This window comes from Rhodococcus sp. WS3, assembly GCF_003797085.1.
GTDB lineage: Bacteria > Actinomycetota > Actinomycetes > Mycobacteriales > Mycobacteriaceae > Rhodococcus_F > Rhodococcus_F globerula.
Genome location: NZ_RKMA01000001.1, coordinates 2,665,825 through 2,680,376 on the forward strand (window position 1 = coordinate 2,665,825; position 14,552 = coordinate 2,680,376).

The 14,552-nt window shown below is 62.1% G+C and carries 15 protein-coding genes; 5 read left to right on the top strand and 10 right to left on the bottom strand.

Annotated features, from left to right (window positions below; genetic code table 11):
* Positions 1 to 2: 2 nt before the first annotated feature.
* On the bottom strand, positions 3 to 602 hold the full coding sequence (locus EEB13_RS12090) for a histidine phosphatase family protein (protein WP_141485327.1): 600 nt from the start codon (positions 600 to 602) through the stop codon (positions 3 to 5).
* Positions 568 to 2,322, bottom strand: a complete 1,755-nt coding sequence (locus EEB13_RS12095) for a glycoside hydrolase family 13 protein (RefSeq protein ID WP_222839795.1) — start codon at positions 2,320 to 2,322, stop codon at positions 568 to 570. The genes EEB13_RS12090 and EEB13_RS12095 overlap by 35 nt, the downstream gene beginning before the upstream one ends.
* Before the next feature lie 200 nt (positions 2,323 to 2,522).
* Between EEB13_RS12095 and EEB13_RS12100 the strand changes: the two genes are divergently transcribed.
* Positions 2,523 to 3,794 carry an HNH endonuclease signature motif containing protein gene (locus tag EEB13_RS12100; RefSeq protein WP_261984503.1) on the top strand — a complete coding sequence of 424 codons (1,272 nt, stop codon included), beginning with the start codon at positions 2,523 to 2,525 and terminating at the stop codon, positions 3,792 to 3,794.
* On the opposite strand, the gene EEB13_RS12105 is transcribed toward EEB13_RS12100, so the two are convergent.
* From EEB13_RS12105 to lysX, 3 genes are all read right to left on the bottom strand, one after another.
* Positions 3,769 to 4,647, bottom strand: a complete 879-nt coding sequence (locus EEB13_RS12105; protein WP_141485329.1) for a hypothetical protein — start codon at positions 4,645 to 4,647, stop codon at positions 3,769 to 3,771. The two genes, EEB13_RS12100 and EEB13_RS12105, sit on opposite strands and share 26 nt — an antisense overlap.
* A gap of 61 nt (positions 4,648 to 4,708) precedes the next feature.
* Positions 4,709 to 5,581, bottom strand: a complete 873-nt coding sequence (locus EEB13_RS12110) for an alpha/beta fold hydrolase (RefSeq protein ID WP_141485330.1) — start codon at positions 5,579 to 5,581, stop codon at positions 4,709 to 4,711.
* Between the two features lie 11 nt (positions 5,582 to 5,592).
* Positions 5,593 to 8,949, bottom strand: a complete 3,357-nt coding sequence (gene lysX / locus EEB13_RS12115; protein ID WP_141485331.1) for a bifunctional lysylphosphatidylglycerol synthetase/lysine--tRNA ligase LysX — start codon at positions 8,947 to 8,949, stop codon at positions 5,593 to 5,595.
* Positions 8,950 to 9,036: 87 nt separating this feature from the next.
* Here lysX and EEB13_RS12120 point away from each other — a divergent pair, with 87 nt between their 5' ends.
* Entirely contained in the window at positions 9,037 to 9,264 is a 228-nt protein-coding gene (locus tag EEB13_RS12120; protein WP_033235435.1) for an RNA-binding S4 domain-containing protein, read from the top strand.
* A gap of 15 nt (positions 9,265 to 9,279) precedes the next feature.
* On the opposite strand, the gene rraA is transcribed toward EEB13_RS12120, so the two are convergent.
* On the bottom strand, positions 9,280 to 9,756 hold the full coding sequence (rraA, locus tag EEB13_RS12125; RefSeq protein ID WP_033235436.1) for a ribonuclease E activity regulator RraA: 477 nt from the start codon (positions 9,754 to 9,756) through the stop codon (positions 9,280 to 9,282).
* A gap of 133 nt (positions 9,757 to 9,889) precedes the next feature.
* Here rraA and EEB13_RS12130 point away from each other — a divergent pair, with 133 nt between their 5' ends.
* Entirely contained in the window at positions 9,890 to 10,186 is a 297-nt protein-coding gene (locus tag EEB13_RS12130) for a putative quinol monooxygenase (protein WP_033235359.1), read from the top strand.
* 68 nt (positions 10,187 to 10,254) lie between these two features.
* On the opposite strand, the gene EEB13_RS12135 is transcribed toward EEB13_RS12130, so the two are convergent.
* A complete protein-coding gene (locus EEB13_RS12135) occupies positions 10,255 to 11,151 on the bottom strand; it encodes an oxygenase MpaB family protein (protein WP_033235360.1) in 897 nt (298 codons plus the stop codon).
* A 153-nt stretch (positions 11,152 to 11,304) separates the two neighbouring features.
* Here EEB13_RS12135 and EEB13_RS12140 point away from each other — a divergent pair, with 153 nt between their 5' ends.
* The gene (locus EEB13_RS12140; RefSeq protein ID WP_033235361.1) at positions 11,305 to 11,763 is read left to right on the top strand and encodes a hypothetical protein; all 459 of its coding nucleotides are present in this window, start codon (positions 11,305 to 11,307) and stop codon (positions 11,761 to 11,763) included.
* A gap of 127 nt (positions 11,764 to 11,890) precedes the next feature.
* Here EEB13_RS12140 and EEB13_RS32020 read toward each other — a convergent pair whose 3' ends face one another.
* Positions 11,891 to 12,076 (bottom strand): hypothetical protein, encoded by a 186-nt coding sequence (locus EEB13_RS32020; protein WP_261984504.1) that lies wholly within the window; start codon positions 12,074 to 12,076, stop codon positions 11,891 to 11,893.
* Here EEB13_RS32020 and EEB13_RS32460 point away from each other — a divergent pair.
* Positions 12,020 to 12,283 carry a helix-turn-helix domain-containing protein gene (locus EEB13_RS32460; RefSeq protein ID WP_353805919.1) on the top strand — a complete coding sequence of 88 codons (264 nt, stop codon included), beginning with the start codon at positions 12,020 to 12,022 and terminating at the stop codon, positions 12,281 to 12,283. The two genes, EEB13_RS32020 and EEB13_RS32460, sit on opposite strands and share 57 nt — an antisense overlap.
* Here EEB13_RS32460 and EEB13_RS12150 read toward each other — a convergent pair.
* Both EEB13_RS12150 and EEB13_RS12155 read right to left on the bottom strand, forming a co-directional pair.
* Positions 12,229 to 13,683 (bottom strand): histidine-type phosphatase, encoded by a 1,455-nt coding sequence (locus tag EEB13_RS12150; protein ID WP_141485333.1) that lies wholly within the window; start codon positions 13,681 to 13,683, stop codon positions 12,229 to 12,231. The genes EEB13_RS32460 and EEB13_RS12150 overlap by 55 nt on opposite strands.
* Positions 13,684 to 13,803: 120 nt before the next feature.
* Positions 13,804 to 14,523 carry a TSUP family transporter gene (locus EEB13_RS12155; protein WP_187328533.1) on the bottom strand — a complete coding sequence of 240 codons (720 nt, stop codon included), beginning with the start codon at positions 14,521 to 14,523 and terminating at the stop codon, positions 13,804 to 13,806.
* Between the last annotated feature and the right edge of the window lie 29 nt (positions 14,524 to 14,552).

A 14,552-nucleotide genomic window follows, 5' to 3' on the forward strand; every position in this document is an offset into this window, starting at 1 on the left:
AGCTAGACGCGCAACATGTTTCGGACGTGACCTGTTTCGTTGACCGACGCAACCCGTCGATTACCGTTGCGGGACACGAGAATACGAGTGACGGAAACGTACTCGATCGGGAACGTCAGCGGACGCTCCAGGCCGAGTAGCTCCTGCAGAACGATATTGACGACGCCGCCGTGGCAGAACACCGCCACGGTGGCGTCGTTGTCCGTTGACGCCACGATGTCGTCGATCGCTCCGAGGACACGAGTGCGGAATGCGTCGGCGTCGATCGATTCGGGTAGCCAACCGGCTTTGATGCGCTCGTAGGTCTGTGGTGCTCGCTCCAAGACCTGGTGCATCGGAATGTAGTGGGATTGCTCGGCGTCGTACTCGGCCAGGCCCGGATGCTCGGTGACCGGGAGTCCGAGAACGTCCGATACCGGACCCGCGGTTTCCAGAGCACGCTTTTGTGGGCTGCTGAAGAGTCCCGTGATCCGGTACGGGGCCAACGCCGCAGGCAGCCGGTGTGCCTGGGCGTGGCCCTCGTCTGTCAGCGCGGGATCAGCACGACCCTCGGTGACCTCTGCCAGTTCAGGGAGCGCGTGTCGGATCAGGAGTAGTTGCACACGGGACACCTTGCCAGACGGCCGTGTCGGCGGGGATCGTGCCGTTGCCGGGTAGTGGACCACTGGCAAGCAGAACGTCACCGTCGGGAAGCGCGATTGGCTCGGAAGACGTGTTGACGACGCAGCGCAGCGCACTGCCGCGCCGGAAGTCCAGCACCAGATCGTTGTCGTCGTTCATCCAGGTCAGCGTCGCGGTAGTCAGCGGCTCGGTGGCCAGCGCCGACAGGCTGCGGCGTAGGGACAGCGCGCTGCGGTAGAGCTCGAGAGTGGAGTCGGCCTTGCCCGTCTGGAACTCGACGGTTCGCTCAGCCCAACCCTGCGGCTGCGGCAGCCACGGCGCCTGGTTGGCGTTCGGGGGGCTGAAGCCGTACGGGGCGGTGTCGCCCGACCACGGCAGCGGAACACGGCAGCCGTCGCGGCCACGCTCGCGGTGTCCGGTCCGCTTCCAGATCGGATCCTGCAACTGATCGTCCGGGATGTCTTCCACCTCGGCCAGGCCGAGTTCTTCGCCCTGATAGATGTAAACCCCGCCGGGGAGTGCAAGCATCAGCATCGCCGCGGCGCGTGCCCGCCGCTCGCCGAGTTCGAAGTCGCCGGGGATGTCGCGGATCTGGCTGAGGAACCAGGTGCGCGAATCTGTCTGCGGCCTCGCATATTTGGAAAGATGACGGACGCCGTCATGGTTGGACAGTACCCAGGTGGGAGATGCATTCACCGCAGCATGCGACGTGATCGTGGTGTCGATGACGCTGCGCAGCGTCGCTCCGTTCCACGGCGCGAGCAGGAAGTTGAAGTTGAAGGCGCTGTGGAGTTCGTCCGGGCGCAGGTAACGGGTGAGGCGTGCGGGGTTGCCCACCCAGGCTTCGGCGACAAATACGCGCGGTGGATCGTAACTGTCGGCCACCGCTCGCCAGGAACGGTAGATGTCGTGGACTTCGTCGCGGTCGAAGTGCGGATGCTCCACCGGTTCGGAACCGTCGGCGGGGACCGGCGTGGGGTAGGTCAGCCCGTTCAGGTCGGGCAGATCCGCGTCTTTGCACAGTGACTGGGCGACGTCGATGCGGAATCCGTCGACACCACGGTCGAACCAGAACCGCAACGTCGTCTCGAAGTCGCCGCGGATATCCGCGTTGCGCCAGTTCACATCCGGCTGTCCGGGTGTGAAGAGGTGCAGGTACCACTCACCTGGATTGCCGTCCGAATCCTTGACGCGCGTCCACGCGGGACCGCCGAAGGAGCTGACCCAGTCATTAGGTGCCTCGTCGCCTGCCGCACCTTTGCCCGGGCGGAAGTGGAACCGGTCGCGCTCGGCCGAACCGGGCTGCGCGAGCAGGGCTTCCTGGAACCACGGATGCGCCTCGGAGACGTGGTTGGGCACCAGGTCGAGGATGACGCGCATCCCGAGATCATGGGCTTCGGCGATCATGGCCTCGGCCTGTTCCATTGTGCCGAATGACGGTTCGATGCTGCGGTAGTCGGAGATGTCGTAGCCCGCATCCTCCATCGGCGACGGGTACCACGGGTTGACCCAGATGGCATCGACGCCCAACTCTGCCAGATAGCTCAAGCGATTTCGGATTCCGGCGATGTCGCCGACGCCGTCACCATTGCCATCGGCAAAGCTGCGGATGTACACCTGGTAGATCGCGGCGCTGCGCCACCATTCGTTGTCGCGGAAGGTGTTGTCGGGCAGGGTGAGATTCAGGGATTCGTGGGGCACCCTTCCGTTCTAACAGGCTGAGTGCGGCCAAATTTCGGCAGTCTTGTTGAGTGAGAAGCTCGAGGTTTCGAGGTCGAGACGTCCCCGCGGGGACGTTTTCGGCAAACCTGTCGGTACCCGCGTCTACTGTCGACGCACATTCGTAACGGTGGGGGGACATCATGACGAAAACAGACAGAGGCGTGACCAGGGATAGTGGCGTGACCAGGGATAGTGTTGCGGCAACAGATAGGGATACAGCCGACCGGCTCGGTACCGAAATCTGCGCACTTGCCGGGCACATTGCGGCAGCTACCGCCAGATTTCTGACTTTGGTGGCGCGATTCGACGAGACTCGCGGCTGGACGGGGCCTGGCCTGCATTCGTGCGCCCATTGGCTGTCCTGGAAGTGTGGGCTCAGCCAGCATACCGGGCGCGAATATGTCCGGGTTGCAAAAGCTCTCACCACGCTGCCGAACATGCGTGCTGCGTTTGAAGAAGGTCGCTTGTCCTATTCCAAAGTCCGATCTTTGACTCGTGTCGCCACGCCGCTCAACGACAAACAGATGGTGCGCCTCGGCACGAGTGCTCCGTCCGGCCAGATCGACCGTCTTGTTGCCGGCTTACGTAAGGCAACGAGCGATGATCAGGGCAAGCCGAAACTGGACCGGTTCGAAACCCGGTGGCACTGGGATCCGGATACTGGCGACTTCGTTTTCCGGGGACGCCTCGCAGCGCAAGACGGTGCAAAGGTATTGGCGGCGTTGACAAATGCGGAACGAGATCGCACGCGCACGACGGAAGCAGCTGGGGAACCAGAAGAACCACAAGAACCACAAGCTGCCAATATGGTGCGGCGCCCACTGCGCAACATCGGTCCGGCGCTGGTCGCAATGGCTGACATCGTTGCAGTAGCAACGGATGCCGGCAAACGTTCCCGCCCAGCCGAAGTGGTGTTTCTACGTGAGGAGAAGGTTGTACGCGTGTCCGGTGGGCCCGCGCTCGAGGACGCTGATGCCGACGAAGTGCTGTGTGACGCCAGAGTGCGGGCCGCAACCACCAAGCAGGGGTGCATGCTCAGCCTGGGTCGGCGTACCCGCATTACCAGTGCAAAGCAGATGACTGCGCTCATGTACCGCGACGGGTGTTGCCGCACACCAGGATGCGGACGCACGCGCTTCCTACACGCTCATCACGTTCGATTCTGGCGTGCTGGTGGGAAGACGGATCTCGACAACCTGATCATGTTGTGCGGCACGTGCCATCGAGCGTTGCACCGCGATGAGTTCATGATTACTGCGATTGGAGAGCAACAATTCGAGTTCCGGCTTCGTGGCGGTTCGGTGATGGAACCGGCGCCGCCGTCAGTGGGTTTCGCGGATCGGTTGCTCAGCGGTGAGATCGCTGACGATGCGATAGTGCCCGACTGGGGCGGCGACGCTCTCCGCCTGAATCACGCAGTCAGCGTCATTCTGGACGGTTGGGCTGCGTAAGACGGTTGGGCTGCGTATGCAGCGGCTTGTGGAGAGTCACCGTTGCCAATGCGAGCAGTCGATCGTCAGCACTGGCGTCGACGAGCTGGATGCTCAGTACTGCGTGATCCGCGGCGTCGCGGATCACCGTGCCGTAGGACCGCGCTGGTCCAGTTCGGACTTGCGACAGGTAGTGCATCTGCATATCTGTTGCAACCAGCTCGGGCCGCATGGCCTGGGCCGCCGACTCTACGAGCAGGGCCTGCGCGCCGCCCATGATCGTGCCGATCTGATTGACCACGAACGGAGTGAGATCGAGTTCGAGAACGCCCGCCGAAGCATCGATGACACGCATTGCCAGCCGGGAGTAAATCGTTCCTTCGACCTCTTCGGTCGGATGCTCCCTGACTGTGCCGATCCACTGGTCCGGGGTGTACGAATCCGCGTCCCCCGCAGCCGAACGAGGAATGCGGGCAAAGGTGACGAGTCCGCGAGCTGCGAGGGTGGGACCGCTGCCCGAGTCGATCGCGTCGGCCAGCTCACGGAGGTCGGTGAGGCCATGGCCGTCGTAGACATCGGCGGAGACGATGATCGTCTTCTTGCCGATGCGCACGAGGTTACTGTCGACGACGATCGGTCCCTCGGTGAGCGGGCCGGCTGAATGAAGTGAGAGATCTTGGGTTGCAGTCCAATCGGGCCGACAGGCCACCAATGCCGGGTCGGAGGTCACATAATCCGCCACGGTGACCAGGACTCCCAGGGAAGCCTGGCCCCCGTGTGACCGCAGTTTGTCGGTGAGATCGGCGCGCATCAGCGAGCGCTCCGGCGTCGGCTGGAACGAGGCCAGCCCGAAGTCGGAGGTGAAGGTTTTCATGCTTGCAAGCACCTGTGGCGACGAGCCGTTCGCGAGGACCATGAAAATGAGAATATCATTCTCATGTGACGGACCGGATCAGCTCGGCGAGTTTTTCGGGCTGATCGATCATCGCGTGATGGTGGGCGGGACGCAGGACGTGGAAGCGCCCGCCCAGGTATGTTGCGAGTCGCTGTTGTTTGGCCATCCAGGACACCGACCACGGGGTCGAGTGGCCGGTGTGAGCAGCTACGACGCTGATGCCGATGTCCGGCAGTCGGTGGTCCTCGGACTCGCGTAACTTGTTGAGCTCCATCGCCATATCGGTGTAGGCGACGTATTCGATCATGGCGGCTTCGAGGTAGTGCGGTTCGCGGTAGATGTGCCCAACCCATTCGGCCATTGTGTGGGACGGGCCTGTCGGGGGCACGGATTGGTTGAGAATCTTTCGGGTGGTGGTGCCTAGAAGTCGTTGCAGCCCAGCGGTACTGGCGGTTGCAGCGGCCAGGTGTGAGGCCGTGAGCAGGAGGTTGCGCGGGACGAGCCGCTTCGGGTTTTTCTCGGCGCTCGAATCGAGGAGCAGGATGCCCGCTGCTCGCTCGGGAAACAGCCTCGCAAAACCCTCGGCATAGAAACCGGCTATCGAATGACCCACTGCCACAGCTGGTTCAGTGATTCCCACGGCATCGAGAACGTCGGCGATACGCTGCGCTTCGCCGCGAACGCTTGGGATTTGGGCCGAAGGCTCGCTGAGTCCGAAGCCGGGCCGATCGAACCGGACTACGGTGCGGTCGAGACTGAGGTTGCGCGCGCAGTCGTCCCAGTCGAACCAGTTGCCGGCCAGTCCGCCGCAGAGGACGACGGCAGGTCCGTCGCCCTCTACGAGCACATGCAGGCTGTCCCCGCCGACCGTCATCAACTCGCCCGGTGGTTTCACGTGGAACAGTCCCGGCATCAGTGCCTCGATTACTGGCGTGGTTTCGCGAGGGGGAACGCCAAGGTTTCGCGGATGCTGCCGCCGGTGATCAGCATGACAACACGGTCGACGCCCATTCCGAGTCCACCCGTCGGCGGCATTGCGTGCTCGAGCGCTTGGAGGAATTCCTCATCCAACTCCATGGCCTCCGGGTCTCCGCCGGCCGCGAGCATCGACTGCTCGGTGAGGCGATTGCGCTGATCAACCGGGTCCGTCAGCTCGCTGTATGCCGTGCCGAGTTCCACTCCCCACGCCACCAGGTCCCACTTCTCGGCGACACCGGGAATGCTGCGGTGCGGACGGGTGAGTGGCGACATCGAGGTGGGGAAATTGGTGTAGAACGTCGGGAACTCGGTGAAATCCTCGACCAGGTGCTCATACATTTCCTGTGCCACGGCGCCCGCGTCCCAGTTGGACTGATACGGGATTTCGTTGTCGTCGCACAGTTTTTGCAGCTTTTCGAGGCTTGTCTCGGGAGAAACATCGACGCCGAGTTTTTCGGCAACTGCCCCGTGCATCGTCTTGACGGGCCACTCGCCGGAGATGTCGACCTCGACCAGTTCGCCGTCGGCTCCTGGCCGCATGATGATCTCGCGCCCGAAAGCCGCCACAGCCGCAGCTTGAATGAGCTCGCGGCACATCCGCATCATGCCCTCGTAGTCGCTGTGCGCTTCGTACGCCTCGAGGATCGTGAATTCGGGGTTGTGTTTGAAGTCGACACCTTCGTTGCGGAACACGCGACCGATCTCGAACACCTTTTCCATGCCGGCGACGCACAACCGCTTCAGGTACAGCTCGGGCGCGATGCGCAGGTACAGATCGAGGTTGTACGCGTTGATGTGCGTCAGGAACGGTGCGGCGTTGGCGCCGCCGTGAACCTGCTGCAGGATCGGCGTCTCCACTTCGAGGAAACCACGGTTGCCGAGTGAATCACGCAGCGACTTGACGACGGCACTTCTGGCTTCGAGTAGGTCGCGGGCCTTCGGGTTGAGGGCGATGTCGAGGTACCGCTGACGAACGCGAGTTTCGGGATCCGACAGGCCCTTCCACTTGTCCGGCAACGGATGCAGGCACTTGCCGTTCATGCGCCATTCGAGCGCGATCAGCGACAGTTCACCCTTACGGCTGCGACCGATGGTCCCACTGACCTCGATCAGGTCGCCGAGATCGAATTCGGCAGCGAACTCCGTCAACTTCTCGCGCCCGACGTGATCCTGGTCCACCAATACCTGAATGTCGCCGGACCAGTCGCGCACGTCGGCGAATGCAACACCGCCGTAGTCGCGGACCCGCAGGATTCGTCCGGCAATGCGTACGCGGGTGCCTTCCGGTGACTGTGCTGCCGCGGAGATCGTGTGAGTCGGAGGGTAGGCGACGGGATATGCGCTGATGCCTTCGCCCTCGAGCGTCGCCAGTTTGTTCATCCGGACGCGAACCTGCTCGGGTCGCCGCGGTCCCGGTGCTGCCATCGCCGGTGCGGAGTCCGGCAGGCTGCCGTCGGCGTGAATGCCTTCGGCGGTGACCAGTGCCGCAGGCAGTGTTTCGTGAATTCCGGTGTGCTTGGTGGCTTTGCTCGATCTGCGACTGAAGGTGGGGAGAACAACAAAACCCTCGGCGATCGCCGACGCGAATCCGACGCGCGGGAGTTCGCGATTGTCCTCGAAGCACAAAAAGCGTGGTTCCCAGTCCGGCTGATACTTCACGTTGGAGCGGTACAGAGCCTCGAGTTGCCACCAACGGGAGAAGAAGACCAACACCGATCGCCAGATACGCAGGATCGGTCCGGCGCCGATGCGCGAGCCCTCCTCGAATACGGAGCGGAACACTGCAAAATTCAGTGAGACCCGAACGATGCCGAATTCGTCGGAGCGCGTGGCAAGCTCGGAGACCATCAACTCGACAACACCGTTGGGTGCCGTCGGCTTACGACGCATCAGGTCGAGGGAGACTCCGTTTGCCCCCCACGGGACGAGCGACAGCATGCCGACGACGGACTCGTCGTCGGTACCTTCGTCCATCACGGCTTCGACGAGGAGGCAGTCGCCGTCGAGTGGATCGCCCAGTCGGCCGAGTGCCATGGAGAAGCCGCGTTCGGTTTCGGTGTCGCGCCAGTCGTCGGCGCGAACGATGGCGGCGGACATGTCGACCTGGGGCACGTCGCGGTGGCGTCGCATCCGGACGGTCACGCCGCCGCGTCGTACGCGAGTGACTGCCTGTCGAACGGGGCGCATGTCGCGTCCGTTGAGATTGAATTCGCGGGTACGCAGGATGGCCTCGTCGCCGAGCTGCAGGACGTTGAGTCCGGCCCGCTTGTAGGCGGTTGCACCGGTTTCGCTGGCACCCATGACGGCTGTTGCCCAGCCGTACTTCGAGGCCAGGTCCTGCCACGCTTCGATGGCGTGCGGCCAGGCTTCGGGGTCGCCGATCGGATCGCCGCTGGCCAGGCAGACGCCGATCTCGACGCGATAGGTGACCGCGGCTTTGCCGCTCGGAGCGAAGATCGCGGCTTTGTCGCGTCGGGTGGCGAAGTAGGCGAGGGAATCGTCGGCGCCAAAACCTTGGATGAGCCCGCGGATCGCCGACTCGTCGTTGCCGGTGAGTGCGTTGTTGGAACGTTGGGCGCGGAAGAGCGTGATGACGGCAGCGAGGAGTGCGATAGCACCGAGGAGACCGAGGATCGTGTTCACGAAGGCATGCGGATGACCGTCGAAGACTTCGTTGTCGACCGCCGCTGCAGCGGTGACACGGTTGAGCGCCCACGCAAAACGCTGATCTTCCGGAAGTGTGCCTGGGAAAAGTTCGACCAGTCCCCAGCCCAACAGGGTGGCGATCGCCAACCCGCCGATCAGTACGCCGAGAGCTTTCCAGCCGGCTCCGCGTCGTACGCGGGTGTAGAACTCGGGACGGGCCGCGATCAGAATTCCGATGACGACCAGCAGTACGACAGCAGCTACGGCATTATTCGGATTTTTGTCGGTGAACGTGAACAAGATGTTGCTCAGAGCGATCACGGACAGGTAGACCGTCAACAGCCACCACGCGATGCGCTTGCGGCTGGCTAGTGCGGCAGCAAGAAGACCGACGACGAGCGCCCACGACAAGCTCGTATCCGGTGCGTCGAAGTAGTAGTTGTCGATGTATTCGCGTGGGACCCGGACGATATGACGCAGCGTCGGCGACAGGCTCCACAAGAAGACGAGGACGGAGAAGACTCCGAGGATCAAGCCCGAGATATGCGGGACCTGGCTCAGCCGTCCCGACTGGAAGCGGCGTGCCTTTCGCGGATTCTCCGGCGGAGTTTCAACCAACTCCGCGGTTGTATCCGTTATCTCGCTGATAGGTGCCATCGAGCGTCCTCCCATACCGGTCGATCAGTCTCACTGTTCAGTGTGGCCGTTCGTGTCCGGTTTTGTGCGAGGAGCAGAATGATTGCCATGAGCGCCAACATCCCCGCAGTACCGATCCGCGACGAAATGATCCGTCTCGGCCAGTTCCTCAAGCTCGCCAACCTCATCGAATCCGGCGCAGAAGCCAAGGAAGTCATCGCCGACGGCATGGTGTCGGTCAACGGGGAGGTGGAGGACCGTCGTGGTCGTCAGCTGCGCGACGGTGATGTAGTCGAGATCGGCGGGATGGCCGCCAAGGTGGAAGCTCCCGCCTGATCTCGAGCTCTACTTCTAGCTTTCGCGGACGACTACCCCGTCCTGGTCGCTGTAGACGATCTCACCGGGATTGAAGGTGACGCCGCCGATTTCGACGGGCACGTTCTTCTCGCCGGAACCGGTCTGTGTGCTCTTGCGTGGGTTGGTGCCGAGCGCTTTGACGCCGATGTCGAGGGTGCGCAGGATTGCGGAGTCACGGACGGCGCCGTTGACGATCACTCCGGCCCAGCCGTTGTCGACTCCGCGTCCGGCGATGATGTCGCCGACCAGTGCGGTGTGGATGCTCGCATCACCGTCGACGACGAGGACACCGCCGTTGCCCGGTTCGCTGAGGGTCTGCTTCACCAGCAGGTTGTCCTGGAAGCACTTGATCGTGGTGATGGGGCCGGCAAAAACCTCACGGCCACCGAACGCAGTGAACTGCGTGTCGCAGCTACGGATGTCTGGTCCAATTTCGTCGGCAAGGTCAGCAGTGGCTACAGGCTCGGTCATGCACGACAGAATAGTCGGCAGAGCGACAAAAGCTTCCTTCAACTTCACGCGATCACACCGTCAGCGGAATGTGCTTCCGATAACGTGGCCTTGAATTATTCGATTCACTGCAGTTGACGACTAGGAGTGTTCTGTGACGATTTTCGCGATTTTGGATGTGCGGTTGAAGAAGGAGAGCCTTGATACCGCGCGCGAGGTGTTCGGGCGAGTTTTGGCTGAAACCCGTGCTTTCGAGGGTTGCGAAGGCGTCGACGTGGTGATCGATGCCGAGGACGAAACGCACTGGTTGTGCGTCGAGAAGTGGGCGTCTGCCGAGGCTGATGCCGCTTACCGCGAATGGCGCGCGGGTCCGGGAGCTATCAAGGATTTGGGACCACTTCTTGCCGGTGCGCCCGGTCTGGGTAAGTACGAACTGGAATCCGCGATCTGATTTTTTCGGGGGCGTTTCCTTCGCGAACTGTGCCGAAGGAAGCGCCCCATTCTTGTCTTACCGCCACGTCACGCTTGGGCTTGTTCACTCGGCTTCACGTGCTTGACGGGGCACCCCGTGGGAAAGGTTCCCAGTTGGTCGACCTTGTAGCCGGCTGGGTAGCTGCGGATATTCGGAAGATCGCGGGCGAATTTCCGGGCGGTGCGCGGTGGGAAGAATCGCAGCAGGCGGCCGCGTGCTTTGAGTGCGCCCCTGGAGAGCGCACGAACCACCGCAGGTGGGCGCTTGTACCCGAACGCCTCGAGAAGGTGATCGTCCATGAGTGAGTAGGCGAATGCCTTGATCAGGGGCTTCGGCGCTAGGTTGTTGGGCGGGAACGTGCACATGAGTTCCAGTGTGGAGTCGGCAACCGCCCTGGCACCCGGATCGAACGAAAAGTGTTCGCGCTCATACTCGTCCAAGAGCTTCGCGAATCCGTCGTAGGTCGTTGGCATGTCCTTGATGTTCATGTGACGGCCGAGTTCGCGGTAATAGAAGGTGGATCCGGCTATTTCGTTGGGCGTCAACGGGCGCCAACCGTACGATTCGAGCCAGCGCACCGGAGTGACGACAAAAGTAGCCAACACGTATCGCATGTCGTCGTTGGAGATGTCGTACGAGCCGTGCATCTGGTTCATCCGGCGAACACTCGATCGACCTTGGTCGCTGCCCAGGCCGTGTTCGAGGACGGCGTCGAGAATGAGGCTGGTGTCGTCGTACCGTTTCTGGACCCGGTCGGTGAATTCACCCGTGGAGAAGAGCAGTTTGCCGATCGACGGCACCGCGTAGGTGCGGAACAGCGCAAAACTGAGGGCCTGGTTGATGTCCCAGGGAAACTCTTGAGCAGCAAGAATGCGAGACATCTCTTCGTAGTCGGTCTCGGGATCGAGCTGATCTGTGCGCGCGCGAAGGTCGTAGCGCTTCATGTGAACACTCCCATGGCTTCGGTGTGAGCTGTGCCACCGAGAGTAGTTCTGACAACGCATGTTGTCTAGAGGTGTCGAATTGCCACTGTTCGGTCGTTTCGGGTGTTGTACCAGGGGTATCCGATCAGGGAGTTGTCGACCCGAGGAGTTTCAATGAGTATCTCCCGTACTGCCCGAATCCTGGCAGCCGTAGGTTTGCCGATCGTTGCGTCACTCGCATACGTGGGCACCGCTTCGGCGGATCCACCCCATCCGTTCGGTGGTGCTGCAGTGACCATCGGTTGTCCCAATCAGGGGTCACTGGCGTCGATGACCGGTCTCACCGGGCAGTCCGGGCCTGAAGCCAATCCGCCGATCGCCAAGGGCGACATACGATTCGAGTCTTTCCCGGCGGCAGCACCGATACCGGCCGCCGGGCAGGTCACGGTCGCGTGGGTCAACACCGACACCGGTAAGGCCGGAATCGTCGATCTGATGGGGACGTACCCCTATCTGTCGGCGACGGTGAATACCGGCGTCGGCAACGTTGTTGCGACCGCTTTCGGTTCCATCAACTGGGGTAGTAGCCCTATCTGCCAAAGTAATCCGACAATTGGACGGTTCATAGCCTGACTTTGTGGCCTGATGTTCTAGCCTGACGCCGCAGCAGTGGCGGTATCGCGTGATTATCTGTCATCTCGGAGATACCGCCACGACCTTGCTGTCCCATATTCTGAAACATGTTCGGTAAAAGTATATTTCAGGTGAGGGAGAAGGCGGCGGCGTGAACGGGTCGAGTGCACGTCAGTTGATGAGCCGGCTGCTCGTCGAGAAGCGTAGTAGCCTTGCGCCCGAGAAGGTCGGTATTCGATGCGAGGGTGCTCGTCGCATGCACGGCCTCAGCAGACGTGAGGTTGCGCAGATCGCCGACATCAGTTTCAACCACTATCAAAGGCTGGAACAGGGTACGTCCGTGGGTGTTTCGTCTCGGGTCATGGTTCGTATCTGCGATGCATTGTTGATGGAAGACGACGAGAAAGCGCGCATGCTGGCGTTGCACCAAGCATGGGCGCGTCCGCGTCGTCCGGGGGCCCGGCCTCAAGCTATAGGGGAGATTTCCGGCAGGCAGCGCTCGAGTTCCGCCGGCGTGTAGAAGAAGCTTCCGCTTGCAACCGGCGTGCAGGGCGCTGCAAACGCGGTTTCACGCTCGTTGTAGAGCATGCGAACCAGCTGTGCGTTGTCCGGTCCGGCAAAGACGTCCCACTGGATGTTGGCGCCCATCGGGCTGACCTGCTCGCCGCGCCACGGGTTGTTGTCGTACGTGTACAAGGTGCCCTCAGGCTGTGCGACCGTGCTGCCGGGCAGCTTCAGCAGTGCAGCAAAGGGGATGATCGTCTCGGCGTGCGCAAACCGAAAGTCGGCCCCGGGCAAAGAATCTGCACCTGAATGTTCTTTCAGCCCCGCCAGGAATTCGTCGCGGAGCACCGTCGCCATCCGGTAGGTAACGTCCTCACCGGCAAATCCCGGTCCCTTGGCGTAGAAGTCCTCTGCGTCGTTGGTGTATGCCAGCCACTGAGCGTCGTCCTGGTCGATGAAGCGACCGAAATTCCAGTCACCTTCCTCGGACATGCCGGGGGTGATGATGTACGTGTTGTAAAGCATGTACGCGGCATCGACCTCGTTGTTGATCTCTTCCGAGCCCTTGCCCCGGTCGACGAGTGAGAACTCGCCGGCGACAAGACGATCCACAAAGCTCTTCGAGTACAGCTTCTCCATCATGTGACGTGACACGTCGCGAGTGCGAGGCAGGTTCTCGATCTGCTCGTCCACGGCTTCGAGGCGAGGATCGGAATCCTCGTATTCCTTGTAGTCCGCGTTCAGATCGGAATCGTGGAAGTAGAGGACGTCAGGATCAGACGTGACAGCTCCGATATGTCCGGCGATCGCCGGAAATGCGGTGCTCACGCCCTGGGCGAAGTTGGCGGCACTGTCCACTGCGCGGTCCACACCCGAGGACGTCAGGGTGATCGAGCCGTCCTGCTTGGCAATTGCGTCAAACAGCTGCGGAAGGCGTTCCGTCACACGGGCACCCATCTCGCGATGCTCGGTAATGCCGAGGCCGCTCAGATTGCCGTAGCCCAACGTCTGGTTGGCCGCCATGAGTTCACGAAGTACGGGGCCGAACTCCTTGCCGACGGGAGTCAGAGCGTTCTCGGCTTCGGCGATCTCCCAGAGTTGCAGGCTCAGGTCGTCGTACTTCAGGCTCGAGAGCGCGCGGGAACCATGACGTGCAACGCTTTCCGTGTACACGGGCGTGAAACCAGCGGGCACGGCCTGGAGTCCGCCAATGGCCTGGCCGGGTGAATACGGAGTCTTGGACGTGAAGCCCCCGACGGCAGGTGTGCCCGGGGCCCCGAGAGAACCGGTGTCGAGAGAACCGGTGTCGAATGAACTGAATGGTGACGCGTCGGCAATGGCAGAAGTGCCGGTCGTGACAAGCATGAGTCCGACAGCGCCTGCGGCCGCCAGCAATCCGAAGCGGGGGCTTCGCATGGTGATGAGTCCTTTCTGCTCGCGCCGATATGGCACGACGAACAGGAAGTTAGATCGGCTAAGCGTCCGTAGGTGGCCATAGGACAGACGTCCAGGTGGCCGTAGGGTTAAAACTCGGATTCACATGGCCAGTCCGGCTACGCTTTTGGCTAACAGCACGGTGGCCGCGGCGAGGATGATGTAGGTGGTTGTGCGACTCAAGACCGCCAGGGAGATCCGCCGCACCAGGTACGAGCCGAGCAGGTGTCCACACACCAGCAGTGGAGACAATGCGAGTGCGGCAAGCAATTCGCTTCCGGTAACACCGATCTGGAACTGGAGTGCCATAAGCGTCGCCGCAGCCATGACAAGAAAGATCGTCGACAACGTAGATCGCAGGGCGGCAGCATCGTTCGGCCGATAGGTCAGCGACAGCGGTGGCCCGGGCATTGCGGCCAATGCGCCCATGAACCCGGCCGCGGCCCCGGCGCCGGCCAGGGTTCGCCGCGATCCGGTCACGGACTTACCCGCGAGCATCGCCGCCCCTGCTGCCAGCGCGAGAACGGCCACCAGGAGTTGAACGGACGCCGTTTCAACGCGCTGTATGACCCACAGGCCTGCGGCGATACCGGGAACCATTGTGGCGGTCGCGATTCCGACCGTGCGTGTGTCGCAATGCCCGCGTTCTCGCGCCGCCACCATCAGCATTATCGGGATGGTGAGAATCAGTAGCGGGGCTGGAACAAGCCACGGGGCAATCAGAATAAGGGCGGGTCCGGCGATCAAGCCGAAACCCGAGCCGGTTGCCGATTGAATCGCCGAGGAGGCAACAAGTACGCAGGCAACCAGGAGAAGAATCACAATCCCATTCTCTGGGCGATCTGGCACTG

What these genes read in the sequence shown, in the direction of transcription:
- EEB13_RS12110 (WP_141485330.1), bottom strand. Translation starts at nt 5,581, where the DNA reads ATGCCGGGACTGTTCCACGTGAAACCACCGGGCGAGTTGATGACGGTC.
- EEB13_RS12135 (WP_033235360.1), bottom strand. Translation starts at nt 11,151, where the DNA reads ATGAAGCGCTACGACCTTCGCGCGCGCACAGATCAGCTCGATCCCGAG.
- EEB13_RS12105 (WP_141485329.1), bottom strand. Translation starts at nt 4,647, where the DNA reads ATGAAAACCTTCACCTCCGACTTCGGGCTGGCCTCGTTCCAGCCGACG.
- EEB13_RS32460 (WP_353805919.1), top strand. Translation starts at nt 12,020, where the DNA reads ATGCACGGCCTCAGCAGACGTGAGGTTGCGCAGATCGCCGACATCAGT.
- rraA (WP_033235436.1), bottom strand. Translation starts at nt 9,756, where the DNA reads ATGACCGAGCCTGTAGCCACTGCTGACCTTGCCGACGAAATTGGACCA.
- EEB13_RS12150 (WP_141485333.1), bottom strand. Translation starts at nt 13,683, where the DNA reads ATGCGAAGCCCCCGCTTCGGATTGCTGGCGGCCGCAGGCGCTGTCGGA.
- lysX (WP_141485331.1), bottom strand. Translation starts at nt 8,949, where the DNA reads ATGGCACCTATCAGCGAGATAACGGATACAACCGCGGAGTTGGTTGAA.
- EEB13_RS12120 (WP_033235435.1), top strand. Translation starts at nt 9,037, where the DNA reads ATGAGCGCCAACATCCCCGCAGTACCGATCCGCGACGAAATGATCCGT.
- EEB13_RS12140 (WP_033235361.1), top strand. Translation starts at nt 11,305, where the DNA reads ATGAGTATCTCCCGTACTGCCCGAATCCTGGCAGCCGTAGGTTTGCCG.